The following is a 15419-nucleotide window of genomic DNA, read 5'->3' as shown; positions in this document are numbered from 1 at the left end:
AGCAGACGGGCCCATGGGCAGCATCGTCGCCGAAAACCGCAAAAGCCTGATGCTCTTTTCCGGACGTGGCTTTCCGGAGTTGGCCAAGGAGATCGGCGAGGTGCTCGGCGTCGCGCCGACCCCGGCCGACGCGTACGAGTTCGCCAACGGCGAGATCTTCGTACGGTTCAAGGACTCGGTACGTGGTTCGGACGCCTTCGTGGTGCAGTCCGTCACGCACGGGGTGAACACCTGGGTCATGGAGACCCTGATCATGGTTGACGCGCTGAAGCGGGGGTCGGCCAAGCGGATCACCGTCGTGCTGCCGTTCTACCCGTACGCGCGGCAGGACAAGAAGCACCGGGGCCGGGAGCCGATCTCGGCCCGGCTGGTGGCGGACCTGCTGAAGACCGCGGGTGCGAACCGCATCCTCACCGTCGACCTGCACACCGCGCAGATCCAGGGCTTCTTCGACGGCCCGGTGGACCACCTCTTCGCCATGGACATCCTGGCCGAGTACGTGGAGCGCAAGTACGCCGGCCGGCCGATGACCGTGGTGGCCCCCGACTCGGGCCGGGTGCGGGTGGCCGAGCGGTGGACCGACCGGCTGGGCGGTTGCCCGCTGGCGTTCATCCACAAGACCCGTGACCCGATGAAGCCGAACCAGGTCGTGGCGAACCGGGTGGTCGGCGAGGTGGAGGGCCGGGTCTGCCTGATCGTCGACGACATGATCGACACCGGTGGCACGATCGCCAAGGCCGCTGACATCCTCAAGGAGTCGGGGGCGGCGGAGATCGTGGTCGCGTCCACCCACGCGCTGCTGTCCGACCCGGCGACGGAGCGGCTGAAGAACAGCTCGATCAGCGAGATCGTGGTGACCAACACCCTGCCGCTCCCGCCGGAGAAGCAGTTGGACAAGCTGACCGTGCTGTCGATCGCGCCGCTGCTGGCGCGCGCGATCCGGGAGGTCTTCGACGACGGCTCGGTGACCACCCTCTTCGGTGGCCTGAGCTGAGCCTGAGCCCCGTTTCCGCCACTCGACACGCTGGCGGGGGCGGGGCTGGCAAACTGGTGGAAACGGGGCCGGCACGCTGGTGGGAGCACCACCGACGCGCCGGTCTGGAGCCGTGAACGGGGACTGCCGGAAACCCTGGAAACAGCTCGGGTAGACTGGTGCGGTTGCCACGGCGAGGGTGCCCGGCGGGCCGCTGAAAAGCGCCGCACGGAGGCACCGTCATCGACGCGGTGCTCCGGGCAGTCGTTCATGACGCATGAGCCCCAGCGAGCCCCTCGCCCCAGCACCGCCAGACGACAAGCCGCCGCAGCGAAAAGCATCAGGAGTTTCCCCGTGTCCGAGGTAAAGATCAGCGCCGAGCCCCGCACCGAGTTCGGCAAGGGTGGTGCCCGCCGTACCCGCCGGGCCGGCAAGGTGCCCGCCGTGCTGTACGGCCACGGCGAGAAGCCCAAGCACATCGCGCTGCCGTCCCGGGAGTTCGCCGCGGCGATCCGCAAGGGCGGTGCCAACCAGCTCTTCGCGATCGACATCACCGACGGCACCCAGGTGCTCGCGCTGCCGAAGGCGATCCAGCGGGACCCGATCCGGGACACCTTCGAGCACGTCGACCTGATCCTGGTTCGCCGGGGCGAGAAGGTCACCGTCGACGTCCCGGTCCAGCTGACCGGCGAGGCCGCACGCGACACCCTGATCGTGCACGACCACGACACCCTCTCGGTGACCGCCGACGCCACCAAGGTTCCGGACCACCTCGACGCGTCGATCGAGGGCATGGAGGCGGGCACCCTGGTGACCGCCGGTGACGTCGAGCTGCCGACCGGCGTCGAGCTGGCCGTCGACTCGGACCTGACCGTCGCGTCGATCACCGCTGCCCCCACCGCCGAGCAGCTCGAGGCGACGCTGCCCGAGGTCGAGGTGGCCACCGACGAGGCCGAGGCCGAGGTCGGCGAGACCACCGAGGGCTCCGAGGGCGCGGACACCGCCGCCGCCGAGGGCGAGACCGCCGAGGCGCGCACCGAGGCCTGATCGGTTCGTATTCGTACTGTGCGACAGGCGTCCCCGAATGTTCGGGGGCGCCTGTCGGCGTATCGGGAGTCGCTGTGATGGACGTCGGAAGGGACAGGTCGTGACGGACGAGGCATGGCCGTGGTTGGTGGTCGGCCTGGGCAACCCCGGTCGGGAGTACGCCGGTAACCGGCACAACGTCGGGTTCATGGTGGCTGACCTGCTGGCCGGTCGGGTCGGGGCGCGGTTCGGGCGGCACAAGCGGGCCGTGGCCGAGGTGGCCGAGGCGCGGCTGGGGTTCGGTGGACCGAAGCTGGTGCTGGTCAAGCCACTGACGTACATGAACCTCTCTGGTGGACCGGTGGCGGCTCTGGCCCAGTTCTACAAGGTGCCGACGACGCAGGTGATCGCCGTGCACGACGAGCTGGACATCGAGTTCGGTCAGGTACGGATCAAGTTCGGCGGTGGCGAGGGCGGGCACAACGGCCTGCGGTCGATGTCGAAGTCGTTGGGCACGAAGGACTACGCCCGGGTGCGGTTCGGCGTCGGCCGACCGCCCGGGCGGCAGGACCCGGCGGATTACGTACTGTCGGATTTTGGCGCGGCAGAGCGCAAGGAACTGGATTTCCTGGTGGACCGGGCCGCCGACGTGGTGGAGTCGGTGATCGTCAAGGGCGTGGAGCCGACGCAGAACCTCTACCACGGCAGTTAGAGGCTTCCCGACAGTCTCTGGCCGGGCGGGGCGTACCGGATCGGAAACGGCGGGCCGGTAGTCTGCGCCTTTCGGCGTGCCGCGACCGGCGACGCGGGTCGCGGCGAATCGGTCCGTGCGGGCACGGGTCGCGGCGAGGCGACGGGAGCGGACAGATGAGCAGTCCTCCGATGATCGATGGCGCGTTCGCCCGATGGTTGGCGTCCCGGGCCGGACAGGCGTTGCTCGACCTGCGGACGGAGATGGGTTTCGCCGACGGCGGCGCGCTCAAGTCGGCCGGGGACAAGGTGTCGCACGACCTGATCCGCACGGAGTTGGCGAAGTGGCGGCCGGGCGACGCGGTGCTCTCCGAGGAGGACGAGGGCTCGCGGTTGGCCTGGGCGGCGGAGGTGAACACCGGCGCGGTGTCGCGGCTGACCGCGGATCGGGTGTGGATCATCGACCCGTTGGACGGCACCCGGGAGTTCTCCGAGGAGGGCCGCTCGGACTGGGCGGTGCACGTGGCGCTCTGGGCGCGCAGCGCGCCGAGCCCGCACGGGCTGGTCGCCGGGGCGGTGGGGCTGCCGGCGCAGCAGCGGGTGCTGGGCACCGACTACCCGCCCGCGTACCCGCCGATGACGGTGGAGGCGGCGACCGCCGGCGAGCGGAAGATCCGCCTCGCGGCGAGTCGGAGCCGGCCGCCGGTCTTCCTCACCGACCTGGCCGAGGACGTCGGGGCGCACCTGGTGCCGATGGGCTCGGCCGGAGCGAAGATCGCCGCCGTGGTCACCGGCGAGGTGGACGCGTACATCCACGCCGGTGGGCAGTACGAGTGGGACTCGGCCGCCCCGGTGGCTGTGGCGACGACCACCGGACTGCACGCTTCCCGGATCGACGGATCTGCGCTGAGATACAACGAGGCGGATCCACGCCTGCCGGACCTGTTGGTCTGCCGCAAGGATCTCGCCGACCGGTTGCTTGCAGCGCTGCAGAGACATTCCGGGTAGCCTGAGCCCACTTTCTTGACATGCCCGACCGGAAAGGTCTGGAAATCGGATGAGCGAGCGAATCGAGCCGGCGTCATGACCACCCCCGCGGCGTACCGGGTCTCCCACCTGGACGCCCTGGAGGCGGAGAGCATCTTCGTGATGCGTGAGGTCGTCGCCGAGATGGAACGCCCGGTGCTGCTCTTCTCCGGCGGCAAGGACTCGATAGTCATGCTGCGGCTGGCGCAGAAGGCGTTCGCCCCGGCCAACATCCCCTTCCCCGTCATGCACGTCGACACCGGGCACAACTTTCCCGAGGTCCTCGAATACCGCGACCAGCGGGTCGCCGAGCTGGGGTTGCAGCTCGTCGTCGCGAGCGTGCCGGAGGCCCTGGCCAACGGCATGGTCCGTGAGGCCAGCGACGGCACACGCAACCGGATCCAGACGCCGGTGCTGCTCGACGCTGTGGAGAAGCACCGCTTCGACGCGCTGTTCGGTGGCGCCCGCCGCGACGAGGAGAAGGCCCGCGCGAAGGAGCGGGTCTTCAGCTTCCGCGACGAGTTCGGCCAGTGGGACCCGAAGAACCAGCGACCGGAGCTGTGGTCGCTGTACAACGGCCGCCACCACCCCGGCGAGTCGATCCGGATCTTCCCGCTGTCCAACTGGACCGAGCTGGACGTCTGGCACTACATCGCCCGGGAACGCATCCCGTTGCCGTCGATCTACTACGCGCACGAGCGTGAGGTGATCGAGCGGGACGGCATGTTCTACGCGGTCAACGAGTTCTTCCGTCCCCGGGCGGGCGAGGAGCGGTTCAAGGCGCAGGTGCGCTACCGCACGGTGGGCGACGCCTCCTGCACCGCCGCGGTCCGGTCCGACGCGGACACCGTGGAGAAGGTCATCGAGGAGGTGGCGGCCACCCGGATCACCGAGCGCGGCGCGACCCGTGGTGACGACCGGGTCAGCGAGGCCGCCATGGAGGACCGCAAGCGGGAGGGCTACTTCTGATGAGCACCGAGATCATGGCGTCCGCGAATGCGGAGGCCCGGGCTGTTGCCGGGGCCGGGCCGGAGGCCCGGCCTATGGACCTGCTGCGGTTCGCCACCGCCGGCAGCGTGGACGACGGGAAGTCGACCCTGATCGGCCGGCTGCTCTACGACACCAAGTCGCTCTTCACCGACCAGCTGGCGGCGGTGGAGGCGGTCAGCGCGGCCCGCGGTGACGAATACACCAACCTGGCCCTGCTCACCGACGGCCTGCGCGCCGAGCGGGAGCAGGGCATCACGATCGACGTGGCGTACCGCTACTTCGCCACCCCGCGCCGCAAGTTCATCATCGCCGACACCCCGGGGCACATCCAGTACACCCGCAACATGGTCACCGGGGCGTCCACCGCCGACCTGGCGTTGATCCTGGTGGACGCGCGCAAGGGCCTGGTCGAGCAGTCCCGGCGTCACGCGTTCCTGTGCTCGCTGCTGCGGGTGCCGCACCTGGTCCTCTGTGTCAACAAGATGGACCTGGTGGACTGGTCGCAGGAGGTCTACGAGCAGATCGCCGACGAGTTCACCGCGTTCGCCGCGAAGCTCGACGTACCGGACCTGACCGTGGTGCCGATCTCCGCGCTGCGCGGCGACAACATCGTCGCCCGCTCGGAGAACATGCCCTGGTACGAAGGCCCCTCGCTGCTGCACCACTTGGAGCGGGTGCACATCGCGAGCGACCGCAACCTGGTCGACGTCCGGTTCCCCGTGCAGTACGTGATCCGCCCGCAGTCGACCACGGTCACCGACTACCGCGGCTACGCCGGTCAGGTCGCCTCCGGCGTGCTCAAGCCGGGTGACGAGGTGATGGTGCTGCCGTCCGGCTTCACCAGCCGGATCGCCGCCGTGGAGACCGCCGACGGGCCGGTCGCGGAGGCCTTCCCGCCGATGTCGGTGACCGTACGACTGGCCGACGAGATCGACATCTCGCGGGGTGACCTGATCTGCCGCCCGAACAACGCGCCGGCGGTGGCCCAGGACATCGAGGCGATGGTCTGCTGGATGGACGAGACGGCCCCGCTGCGCGTCGGCGCCCGGTACGCGATCAAGCACACCACCCGGTCGGCACGGGCCATCGTGCGCGGGCTGCACTACCGGTTGGACATCAACTCGCTGCACCGTGACGAGTCGGCCGACGAGCTGCGGCTCAACGAGATCGGCCGGGTGCGGCTGCGGACGACGGTGCCGCTGCTGGCCGACGAATACCGGCGCAACCGCACCACCGGGGGCTTCGTCATCATCGACGAGACCACCAACCGCACGGTGGGCGCCGCCATGATCGTCGAAGCCAGCTGACCCAAGCCCGGCCCCGACCCGGGCGTCCCCCAAGATCACGCCAGATCCACGAAGTAGTGGCCTCACCCACCGGGTGAGGCCACTACTTCCATGTAAGAGCACGATCTCCCCGGCCGCCCGCCCGCCCGCCCGCCACCCCTTGCCCTGCTCCTTGCCCGGTGATCAAGAGGTTTGCGTCAGTTCGAGCCGGAATCTTGACGCAAACCTCTTGATCAACCCGGGTGGGCGGGGTCGGAGGTGGGGGTGGGTCGGGTGGGGGTGGGTCGGGTGGGGTTGGGGTGGGGTTAGGGGAGGCGGGTTGCGCCGGGGGCGGGGACGACCGTTACGGTGCCGGGGGCGGTGAAACCGCGCTCGGCGTACGCGGCCGTGACGGCGGCGGCGACCTCGTCGGCGCGGTCGGCCTCGACCAGGGCGAGAACGCAGCCGCCGAAGCCGCCGCCGGTCATCCGGGCACCCAGCGCGCCGGCCGCCAACGCGGCCTCGACCGCGGTGTCGATCTCCGGAACGGTGATCTCGAAGTCCTCGCGCATCGAGACGTGTGAGGCCGTGAGCAGCGGGCCGATGTCGCGGACCCGGGCGGCGCGGAGCAGCGCCACCGTGTCCAGTACGCGTTGGTCCTCGGTGACCACGTGCCGGACCCGTCGCCGGGTCTCCTCGTCGTCGAGCTGGGCCAGCGCGGTGTCGAGCTGGTCGACACCGACGTCCCGCAGTGCGGTCACCCCGAGTGCGCTGGCTCCCGCCTCGCAGGAGCGGCGGCGGGCAGCGTACTCACCGTCGGCGTGCCGGTGCGGCGCTCGACTGTCGATGACCAGCACTGCCAGCCCGGCCGCGTCCAGGTCGAAGGGGATCTGCTCGACCGACTCGTCGCGGCAGTCCAGGAAGAGGGCGTGCCCGGCGCGGCAGCGGATCACCGCCGACTGGTCCATGATGCCGGTCGGCGCGCCCACGTAGACGTTCTCCGCCCGCTGGGCCAGCCGGGGTTGCAGCTCCGGGGACAGCTCCAGCCCTCCGAGGTCGAGCAGGGCGGCCAGCACGGCCGACTCCAGCGCGGCGGAGGAGGAGAGACCGGAGCCCAGCGGCACGTCGGAGGCGATCGCCAGGCGGGCGCCCGGCACCGGGTGGCCGGCCTCGCGCAGCGCCCAGACCACCCCGGCGACGTACGCGCCCCAGCCGGTGACCCGACCCGGCTCGGCGACGTCGTCCGCGCCGAAGGTGATCGTCTCGCCGGACAGCTCGGACCAGACGGTCCACTGGTCGCCGTCCTGTCGGTCGGCGGCGACCACGGTCCGCAGCGGCAGTGCGAAGGGCAGCACGAAACCTTCGTTGTAGTCGGTGTGCTCACCGATCAGGTTGACCCGGCCGGGAGCCGCCCAGCGGCCGGTGGCCCTGCCGCCGTACTGGTTGGTGAAACCCTCGGCGGCCCGCTCGGCGACGTCGCCGGTGGGGTCGGTCATGACTGCTCCAGGACGTGTGCGCGGTAGAACGCCCAGGCGTCGCCGACCATGTCGTGCAGGGTCGGCTTCTCGGGCACCCAGCCCAGCTCGTCGCGGGCCAGCGCCGAGGAGGCGACCAGCTCGGCGGGGTCGCCCTCGCGGCGCGGCGCGACCTCGACCGGCACGGGTTGCCCGGTGACCTCGCGGACCACGTCGACCACCTGGCGGTTGCTGAAGCCGTTGCCGTTGCCGAGGTTGTAGATGCGGTGCTGGCCCGCGGTGGCGGCGCCCAACGCCAGCAGGTGTGCCCGGGCGAGGTCGGCGACGTGGATGTAGTCGCGGACGCAGGTGCCGTCGACGGTGGGGTAGTCGTCGCCGAAGAGCTGGAGCTTTTCCCGCCGGCCGGCGGCGACGTCCAACGCGATCGGGATGAGGTGTGTCTCCGGGTCGTGCCGTTCGCCGAGCGCAACGTCACCGTCGAGGTGGGCGCCGGCCACGTTGAAGTAGCGCAGCGAGACGGCGGCCAGCCCGTGTGCGATGGCCTCGGAGGTGAGCGCCATGTCGGCGGCGAGCTTGGTGGCGCCGTACGTGTTGGTGGGCGCCTTGACCGCGGTCTCGCCAATGGGCAGCTCGGTGGGGTTGCCGTAGACGGCGGCGGTGGAGGAGAAGACCATCCGGGGCACCCCGGCGGCCCGGACCGCGTCGATCAGGGCGAGCGTGCCGACGGTGTTGTTCTGCCAGTACAGCTCCGGCTTGACCATCGACTCCCCGGCGGCGATCAGGGCGGCGAAGTGCAGCACCCCGTCGAAGCCGGCGTCCGGGGTGACGATGCGGGCGGCGTCGTGGATGGACGCCTGCACGTGGGTCGCGTCCGGCGCGAGCGCCTCGCGGTGACCGGTGCGCAGGTCGTCCAGGACGACGACCTGGTGGCCCGCGTCGAGCAGCATCCGGGTCACCACGCTGCCGATGAAGCCGGCGCCCCCGGTGACGAGCAGTTTCACGTCGTTGCCTCCTGCCTGGCCCGCCCGGGACGTGGCCCTTCGGTGATCACCCTAAGGCGGCGGCCGGCACTCCCGCCGACGCCGCCGCCATCCTTATTCCATCATAATCTCTCACGATTAAACAGAGCCGAACATCTGTGGTCCGCGCCGCGCGATCCCCGGTGCGACGGGCCAACGGTGTCTACCATCTCTGTCATGCGGGAAGCGGCCCGTACCGGGCTCCGGCGACGCGTGCGGGTGCCGTCCCGCCGCGATCCGGGTCCGCTCGCCCGGGCCGTCGCCCGGGTGCTGGTCCGCGCCGCCGATGGTGCCACCCGACTCGTCACCGATCTGCTCGGGGCGGGCCCGGCAGCTGGCCGGGAGCGCATCTCCGAGGCCGACCTGCGGGACCTGGTCGCGGCGAACACGGTGCTCGACCCGGACGAGCGGCACATCATCGACGAGGTCCTGGTCGCGGGTGCCAGCCTGATCCGCGAGGTGATGATGCCGCGTACCGAGGTGGTCTTCCTTCCGGCGCGGCTGACCATCGCCGAGGCCGCCCGGTTGGTCCGCGCCGAAACGCACACCCGTTACCCGGTCACCGACGGCACCCACGACGACGTGATCGGCTTCGTGCACCTCCGCGACGTGCTGCTGCGGCCGGACGCCGAACCGTGCGTCACCGTCGGTGAGCTGGCCCGGGAGGTGAAGCGGCTGCCGGGCAGCAAGCGGGTGCTGCCCGCGCTGACCGAGATGCGTCGGGAGGGCCAGCACCTGGCCGTGGTGGTCGACGAGTACGGCGGCACCGCAGGGATCGTCACCCTGGAGGACCTCATCGAGGAGCTGATCGGCGAGATCCACGACGAGTACGACGCCGCCCCGGACCCGGTGCGTGCCGGCCTGCCCGCCGTGGTGGACGGTCGCCTCAACCTCGCCGACTTCGCGGAACGCACCGGGGTGGCGTTACCCGCCGGCCCGTACGAGACGGTTGGTGGGTTCGTGATGGCGGCGCTGGGCCGGCTTCCGGTGGACGGCGACGAGGTGCCGGTGCCCGGTGGACCCGGCGGGGCCGAGCTGCCCGACCCGGTCGGCACGCCGGGCGGCTGCCTGCTGCGGGTGCTCGCGCTGGACGGTCGCAGGGTGGCCCGGCTCGCGGTCTCCGCCGCCCGCCCGGACAGCGGGCAGCGCCACGAGCCGGACCCCGGGCTGCGCCACGAGCCGGACGGCGTGGCGGCTGGGGTCGGCGGCCCCGGGTCGGCGCGGGAGGCCGTGGGCGGACAGCACCGCCGGGTCGCTGTCGGGCCGACGCGCCGGGTCGGCACGGGTGAACCACGCGAGGTCAGCAGCCCGACATCGGCGGGCCGCGGCCGACCCGCCGGCCCGTCATGACGGACCGGGTTGCTTGCTGACAGAATTATCGCCATGTCCGACGTTCCCGCCCGCCCCCGCGTCTTCTCCGGTATCCAGCCGACGGCCGACTCGTTCCACCTCGGCAACTACCTGGGCGCGGTACGGCACTGGGTGGCGCTCCAGGAGACCCACGACGCGTTCTACTGCGTGGTTGACCTGCACGCCATCACCGCGGGGCACGACCCGGCGCTGCTGCGTCAACGCACCCGGGTGGCCGCTGCCCAGCTCTTCGCGGTCGGGCTCGACCCGGATCGCAGCACCCTGTTCGTGCAGTCGCAGGTGCCCGAGCACCCGCAGCTGGCCTGGGTGCTCGGCTGCATCACCGGCTTCGGTGAGGCCAGCCGGATGACCCAGTTCAAGGACAAGTCGCAGAAGCACGGCAACGACCGGTCCAGCGTCGGGCTGTTCACCTACCCGATCCTGCAGGCGGCCGACATCCTGCTCTACCAGGCCAACGCGGTGCCGGTCGGTGAGGACCAGCGGCAGCACCTGGAGCTCTCCCGGGACCTGGCCCAGCGGTTCAACTCGCTGTTCGGCGCGACGTTCACGGTCCCGGCGCCGCACATCGTGAAGGACACTGCCAAGATCACCGACCTTCAGGACCCGACGGCGAAGATGTCCAAGTCGTCGTCCTCGCCGGCCGGCATCATCGACCTCCTGGAGGACCCGGCCCGGTCGGCGAAGAAGATCCGGTCGGCGGTCACCGACACCGGTCGCGAGATCGTCTTCGACGCCGAGACCAAGCCGGGTGTGTCCAACCTGCTGACCATCCACTCGGCGCTGAGCGGTCGGAGCATCGACGAGCTGGTGGCCGCTTTCGCGGGCCGCGGCTACGGCGACCTGAAGAAGGAGCTGGCCGAGGTCGTCACGGACTTCGTCCGCCCCATCCAGGAGCGCACCCGCGGCTACCTCGACGACCCGGCGCAGTTGGACAAGCTGCTTGCCAGCGGCGCGGAGAAGGCCCGCGCGGTGGCCGCGACGACCCTGCGGTCCGCGTACGAGCGGGTCGGGTTCTTCCCGCCCGTCCGCGGCGAGTAGCTCGCGGGACAGGTGGACGGGTCGGTGGCCGGAGGGGCGGCGCGCAGCGTGGATCGCAGTGGCGGGGTGTCGCCGGCCGGCGACACCATCCAGATCGGCATCGCGGTGGACATTCCCGAGCCGTGGGGTGCTCAGCTCACCCGGCGGCGGATCGAGGCCGGCGACCCGCTCGCGGTGCCGGCGCACGTGACGTTGCTCGGGCCCACCGAGATCCAGACGGCCAACCTGCCCGCTGTCGAGCGGCACCTGGCGGCCGTCGCCGCCGGGCACCTGCCGTTCGCGCTGCACCTGCGGGGCACCGGTACGTTCCGTCCGGTCACCCAGGTGGTGTTCGTCGCGGTGGCCGCCGGGATCAGCGAGTGTGAATTGTTGGCCGCCGCGATCGCCGCCGCGCCGGGTCTGCACCGTCAGACGCGCTTCCCGTACCATCCGCACGTCACCGTGGCGCAGGACGTGGCGCCGGAGGCCCTGGACAAGGTGTACGAGGATCTGGCGGACTTCTCCGCGATGTTCGAGGTCGACGCGTTCACCCTCTTCTCGCACAGCGGGGAGGCCCGGTGGCAGCCGCGTCGGGACTTCCGCCTCGGCGACTGAGCCGTCGGCGACGCGCCGTTCGGTGAGCTTCGGGAGCCGGTTGCCACGACGGCGGTGGGAGATCGGCGAGGATGATCGCGTGAACGTGATCGGCCGCATCGAGGCGGGCATCGACCGCTGGGTGAGCGCCGCGCGCCACCGTTCGGGGCTCTTCGACCATGTCTGGCGGGCCGGTGCCCTGTATGCCGAGGTGCTGGCCGGGCGGTTGGCCGCCGCGATCGCCTACTACGGCTTCTTCGCGGTGTTCGCTCTCGCCCTGGTCGCGTACTCCATCTTCGGCGCGATCCTCGAGGACAACGACGACGTCAGCGCGGCGGCGGCCGACTTCCTCAAGGAGAACCTGCCGTTCCTGGACGCACAGCAGATCGCCAACTCCAGCGGCACGGTCGGGGTGGTCGGCCTGGTCATCCTGGTCTTCACCGGGATCGGCTGGGTGGAGGCGATCCGGTCCTCGCAGCGGTTGATGTACTCCCTCAACCAGCAGCCGGGCAACCTGGTGATCCGGCGGCTGGTCGACCTGGGTGTGATGATCGGCGTCTTCGTGCTGCTCGGCGTCTCGGTCGCGGCGGTGGACGCGTTGGAGTCGCTGCTGCGGTTCCTGCTGCGCAGCACCGGGTCGGTCGGCCTGACCACGATCAGTGCGGTGCTCAGTGTGCTGGTCAACGCCGTGCTCGCCACCGCGTTGCTCCTCGCGGTGCCCCGGCTGCGGATGAGCCGTTCCCGGCTCCGTCCGGTGGTGCTGCTGGTCGCGGTCGGCATCACGTTGTTGAACACGGTCGGGCGCTACTACGTGGTGCGTACCGAGCGGAATCCGGCGTACACCGTGGTGGCTGGCGCCGTCGGTCTGCTGCTCTACCTCTACCTGCTCAACCAGCTGGTGTTGTTCGGTGCGGCGCTGCTCGCGACCAGTTCGAACGGGCGGGTGGTGGACCTGGCGGAGACCCCCGCCCCGCCCGGACTGGCCGACGAGGACACCGACCCCGGTACGCCGGGCGGTGCGGGCTGATGACGGAAGGTGCCCAGGTGCTGATCTCGGTCGACGCGGACTCGTCGGTACCCCCGTACGAGCAGGTGCGCGGGCAGCTCGCCGAGCTGATCGGCGACGGCCGGTTGCCGGTGGGCAGCCGACTGCCCACCGTCCGGCAGCTCGCCGCCGACCTGCGCCTGGCCGCGAACACGGTGGCCCGGGCGTACCGGGAGTTGGAGCTTGCCGGGCTGCTGGAGACCCGGGGGCGCAACGGCACCTTCGTCGCCCCCGGCCGGGACGACGCCGTCGACCGGTTGCAGCGGGCGGCGGCCGGGTACGCGGCCGAGGCGGCTCGGCTCGGCGTGGCACCGGCCACCGCGCTCGCCCTGGTGCGTGCCGCCCTGGACGCCGCCCGCCCCGGCTGACCGGCCGCTGATCGCCCGCCGGATGGGCGGTAACTGAGCCGAAAGGCGTCGTGGCTCGCGTTTGCGGACCATGATGAGCCGGTGGGCGCACTCATGACACTGGACCTGCCGGCGGACTCACCGCTTCTCGGCCTGCCGTGGATCATCACCTTCGGTCCGCTCGGTGACCTCGACGAGTGGGAGCCGGTGGTCTGCGGGCCGTACGAGCGGCCGCACGCGTTGGCACTGGCCGAGGCGGTGGTGGCCGAGGAGCAGCTGATGGCGGTGGTGGAACCGTTGCTGCCCGCGCTGTCGGCCGACGAGATCCGCAGTGAGATCGCCGCCGCGCAGGTCGCCGCCGAGGACGAGGCCCGCCAGGTGGAGGGGGCCGACCTCTACGGTGACTTCGAGGACGTGATCGACGAGGAGCTGGACGCCGCCGCCGACGAGGCTGGGCACGGTGAACCGGCCGAGCCGCCGGACGAGGCCGAGGTACGCGCCGGGTTCACCCGGATCGCGGCGCTGCTCACCGCGAAGTGACCCGGGAACGGTCAGCGGATCGCGGCGACCCCGGGAGACGGTCAGCGGGTCGCGGCGACCCCGGGAGACGGTCAGCGGGTCGGTGCCGAGTCCAGCACGCAGAACTCGTTGCCCTCGGGGTCGGCGAGCACCGTGAACTGTTCGGTGCCGGTCTGACCGACGTCCACATGCCGCGCGCCGAGGTCGATCAGCCGTCGTACCTCGGTCTGCGGGTCTGTGTCGGCGACCAGGTCGAGGTGCAGACGGTTCTTGCCCCGCTTGGCAGTGCCGGAGCCCTGCAACCAGAGGGTGGGTGCCGTGGCGGACGGTCCGCCCGGCGGCCACAGCTTGGCGCTGCCGTCGTCGCCCTGCTCGATGCCGTAGCCGAGGGCCGCCGACCAGAACGACACCATCAGGTCGATATCCTCGACGTCGAGTGTGCACTGCGCAATCCGTACGCCCATGGGTTTTCGGTACCCACGGCGGCGGCAGTAAACACACCGGGCAGGAACGGACACCGGCGCCACGCGGAGCGTGCTCCGCGTGGCGCCAGCGCCACCTCACCCCCCACCACAAGGGGCTGGTAGCCCAGTCGCCCGTTGGCGCGGGGCACGACGGACGACCAGGTCGAAAACGAGTTACCCGCTCAGCGCCGTTCCAACCAGGCGGCTGCGTCGACCGGCAGCAGGTGGCCGGAGCCCTGCCCGGTGAGCGTGTCGCTGGCGACGAGCGGCTGGCCGTACCCGTCGATCAGGACGGGCGCGCCGCTGAGGTTGACCACGCAGGTCAGCACGGTTTCGCCGGCGGTGCGGGAGAAGGCCAGCACGTCCGGCCCGCTCTCCAGCCAGGTGACCCCACCGGCGTCGAGCGCCAGCGCCGGGTGGTCGTGGCGGATTCGCAGCGCGGCCCGGTACAGCTCCAGCGTCGAGCCGGGTACGCCGCTCTGCGCGTCGACGGAGAGGGCCCGCCAGGTGGCGGGGGCGGGCAGCCAGCTCGACTCGCTGCCGGCCGGCCCGAAGCCGTACGGGGCCAGCTCGCCGCTCCACGGGAGTGGCACCCGGCAGCCGTCGCGGCTCTCGCCGGTGCGCAGGAACGCCGGGTCCTGGCGCAGCTCGTCGGGAAGGTCGAGGACCTCGGGCAGACCCAGCTCCTCACCCTGATAGAGGTAGGCGCTGCCGGGCAGGGCGAGCATCAGCAGGCTGGCGGCGCGGGCCCGGCGCAACCCCTCGACGCCGTCGCCGTAGCGGGTGACGTGTCGTTGCTTGTCGTGGTTGGACAGCACCCAGGTGGTCGGTGCGCCGACCACCGTGGACTCGCTCAACGCGGTGTCGATCACCTTGCGGAACGAGTCGGCCGTCCAGGTGGCGTCGAGGAAGTCGAAGCTGAACGCCTGGTGCAGCTCGTCCGGGCCGACGTAGCGGGCGAGCCGCTGCGGGGTCTCGGCCCACGCCTCGGCGACCGCCATCCGACCGCCGGGGTAGCTGTCCAGGATGGGCCGCCAGGCACGGTAGATCTCGTGCACCTCGTCCTGGTCGAAGTAGGGCAGCCGGCCCTTGCCGAGCAGTTCGACCTGCCGCTGGCCGGTGGTGATCGTGCTGAAGCCGACGTCCGGCAGCCCGTCGGCCTTGATCATGCCGTGTGCGACGTCGACGCGGAACCCGTCCACGCCCCGGTCCAGCCAGAACCGCAGCACGTCCTCGAACTCGGCGCGGACCTCCGGGTGGCGCCAGTTCAGGTCCGGTTGCGACGGGTCGAACAGGTGCAGGTACCACTGACCGTCGGCGATCCGGGTCCAGGCCGCGCCGCCGAAGATGCTCTCCCAGTCGTTCGGGGGCAGCTCGCCGTGCGGGCCCTGGCCGTCGGCGAAGAGGTAGCGGGCCCGTTCCGGGGAGCCGGGGCCGGCGGCGAGGGCGGCGGTGAACCAGCGGTGCGCGCTGGAGGTGTGGTTGGGCACCAGGTCGACGATGATCCGCAGGCCCAGGGCGTGCGCGTCGGTGCTCATGGCGTCGAAGTCGGCGAGGGTGCCGAACATCGGGTCGACGTTGCGGTAGTCGGCGAGTTG

15 protein-coding genes and 1 pseudogene are annotated in these 15419 nt (G+C 71.2%); 12 read left to right on the top strand and 4 right to left on the bottom strand.

Features of this window, described 5'->3' with window-relative positions; all coding sequences use genetic code 11:
* Window positions 1–13: 13 nt before the first annotated feature.
* The 6 genes from LADH09A_RS17445 (at window position 14) to LADH09A_RS17420 (ending at window position 6012) form a co-directional block, all read left to right on the top strand.
* Window positions 14–994 (top strand): ribose-phosphate diphosphokinase, encoded by a 981-nt coding sequence (locus tag LADH09A_RS17445; protein WP_238646397.1) that lies wholly within the window; start codon window positions 14–16, stop codon window positions 992–994.
* 333 nt (window positions 995–1327) lie between these two features.
* Complete coding sequence (locus LADH09A_RS17440; RefSeq protein WP_238646396.1) at window positions 1328–2020, top strand: 50S ribosomal protein L25/general stress protein Ctc; 693 nt, start codon at window positions 1328–1330, stop codon at window positions 2018–2020.
* 100 nt (window positions 2021–2120) lie between these two features.
* Window positions 2121–2711 (top strand): aminoacyl-tRNA hydrolase, encoded by a 591-nt coding sequence (gene pth / locus LADH09A_RS17435; protein WP_238646394.1) that lies wholly within the window; start codon window positions 2121–2123, stop codon window positions 2709–2711.
* A gap of 155 nt (window positions 2712–2866) precedes the next feature.
* Window positions 2867–3697: a 3'(2'),5'-bisphosphate nucleotidase CysQ gene (locus LADH09A_RS17430; RefSeq protein ID WP_238646392.1), complete on the top strand. Its 831-nt coding sequence runs from the start codon at window positions 2867–2869 to the stop codon at window positions 3695–3697.
* Window positions 3698–3772: 75 nt separating this feature from the next.
* A complete protein-coding gene (gene cysD, locus LADH09A_RS17425; protein ID WP_238646391.1) occupies window positions 3773–4684 on the top strand; it encodes a sulfate adenylyltransferase subunit CysD in 912 nt (303 codons plus the stop codon).
* Window positions 4685–4698: 14 nt separating this feature from the next.
* Window positions 4699–6012: a sulfate adenylyltransferase subunit 1 gene (locus LADH09A_RS17420; RefSeq protein ID WP_238646639.1), complete on the top strand. Its 1314-nt coding sequence runs from the start codon at window positions 4699–4701 to the stop codon at window positions 6010–6012.
* A 284-nt stretch (window positions 6013–6296) separates the two neighbouring features.
* Here LADH09A_RS17420 and galK read toward each other — a convergent pair whose 3' ends face one another.
* Complete coding sequence (gene galK, locus LADH09A_RS17415) at window positions 6297–7466, bottom strand: galactokinase (protein WP_238646389.1); 1170 nt, start codon at window positions 7464–7466, stop codon at window positions 6297–6299.
* Complete coding sequence (gene galE, locus LADH09A_RS17410; protein ID WP_238646637.1) at window positions 7463–8392, bottom strand: UDP-glucose 4-epimerase GalE; 930 nt, start codon at window positions 8390–8392, stop codon at window positions 7463–7465. Before galE ends, galK begins: the two co-directional genes overlap by 4 nt.
* A 249-nt stretch (window positions 8393–8641) precedes the next feature.
* Between galE and LADH09A_RS17405 the strand changes: the two are divergent.
* From LADH09A_RS17405 to LADH09A_RS17380, 6 genes and pseudogenes are all read left to right on the top strand, one after another.
* Window positions 8642–9613: pseudogene (locus tag LADH09A_RS17405) on the top strand (hemolysin family protein); the annotation flags it as partial.
* Between the two features lie 234 nt (window positions 9614–9847).
* Entirely contained in the window at window positions 9848–10873 is a 1026-nt protein-coding gene (trpS, locus tag LADH09A_RS17400; protein WP_238646387.1) for a tryptophan--tRNA ligase, read from the top strand.
* A 12-nt stretch (window positions 10874–10885) separates the two neighbouring features.
* Window positions 10886–11467, top strand: a complete 582-nt coding sequence (locus tag LADH09A_RS17395; protein WP_372492299.1) for a 2'-5' RNA ligase family protein — start codon at window positions 10886–10888, stop codon at window positions 11465–11467.
* 79 nt (window positions 11468–11546) lie between these two features.
* On the top strand, window positions 11547–12473 hold the full coding sequence (locus LADH09A_RS17390; protein WP_238646383.1) for a YhjD/YihY/BrkB family envelope integrity protein: 927 nt from the start codon (window positions 11547–11549) through the stop codon (window positions 12471–12473).
* Window positions 12473–12859, top strand: a complete 387-nt coding sequence (locus tag LADH09A_RS17385; RefSeq protein WP_238646382.1) for a GntR family transcriptional regulator — start codon at window positions 12473–12475, stop codon at window positions 12857–12859. The genes LADH09A_RS17390 and LADH09A_RS17385 overlap by 1 nt, the downstream gene beginning before the upstream one ends.
* A gap of 81 nt (window positions 12860–12940) precedes the next feature.
* Window positions 12941–13378: a hypothetical protein gene (locus LADH09A_RS17380; RefSeq protein WP_091394593.1), complete on the top strand. Its 438-nt coding sequence runs from the start codon at window positions 12941–12943 to the stop codon at window positions 13376–13378.
* Window positions 13379–13449: 71 nt separating this feature from the next.
* Here the strand turns inward: LADH09A_RS17380 and LADH09A_RS17375 are convergent, their stop codons facing one another.
* Window positions 13450–13821 carry a VOC family protein gene (locus LADH09A_RS17375; protein ID WP_238646380.1) on the bottom strand — a complete coding sequence of 124 codons (372 nt, stop codon included), beginning with the start codon at window positions 13819–13821 and terminating at the stop codon, window positions 13450–13452.
* A 182-nt stretch (window positions 13822–14003) separates the two neighbouring features.
* Window positions 14004–15419 (bottom strand): glycoside hydrolase family 13 protein (locus tag LADH09A_RS17370; RefSeq protein WP_238646379.1); only part of this gene is annotated, 1416 nt, incomplete at its 5' end.

Origin of the sequence: Micromonospora cabrerizensis (assembly GCF_022230955.1) — a bacterium.
In the GTDB taxonomy this organism is placed as follows: Bacteria; Actinomycetota; Actinomycetes; order Mycobacteriales; family Micromonosporaceae; genus Micromonospora; species Micromonospora cabrerizensis.
The sequence above is the reverse complement of the archived record's forward strand: the minus strand, read 5'-3'. Positions and strand labels throughout refer to the sequence as shown.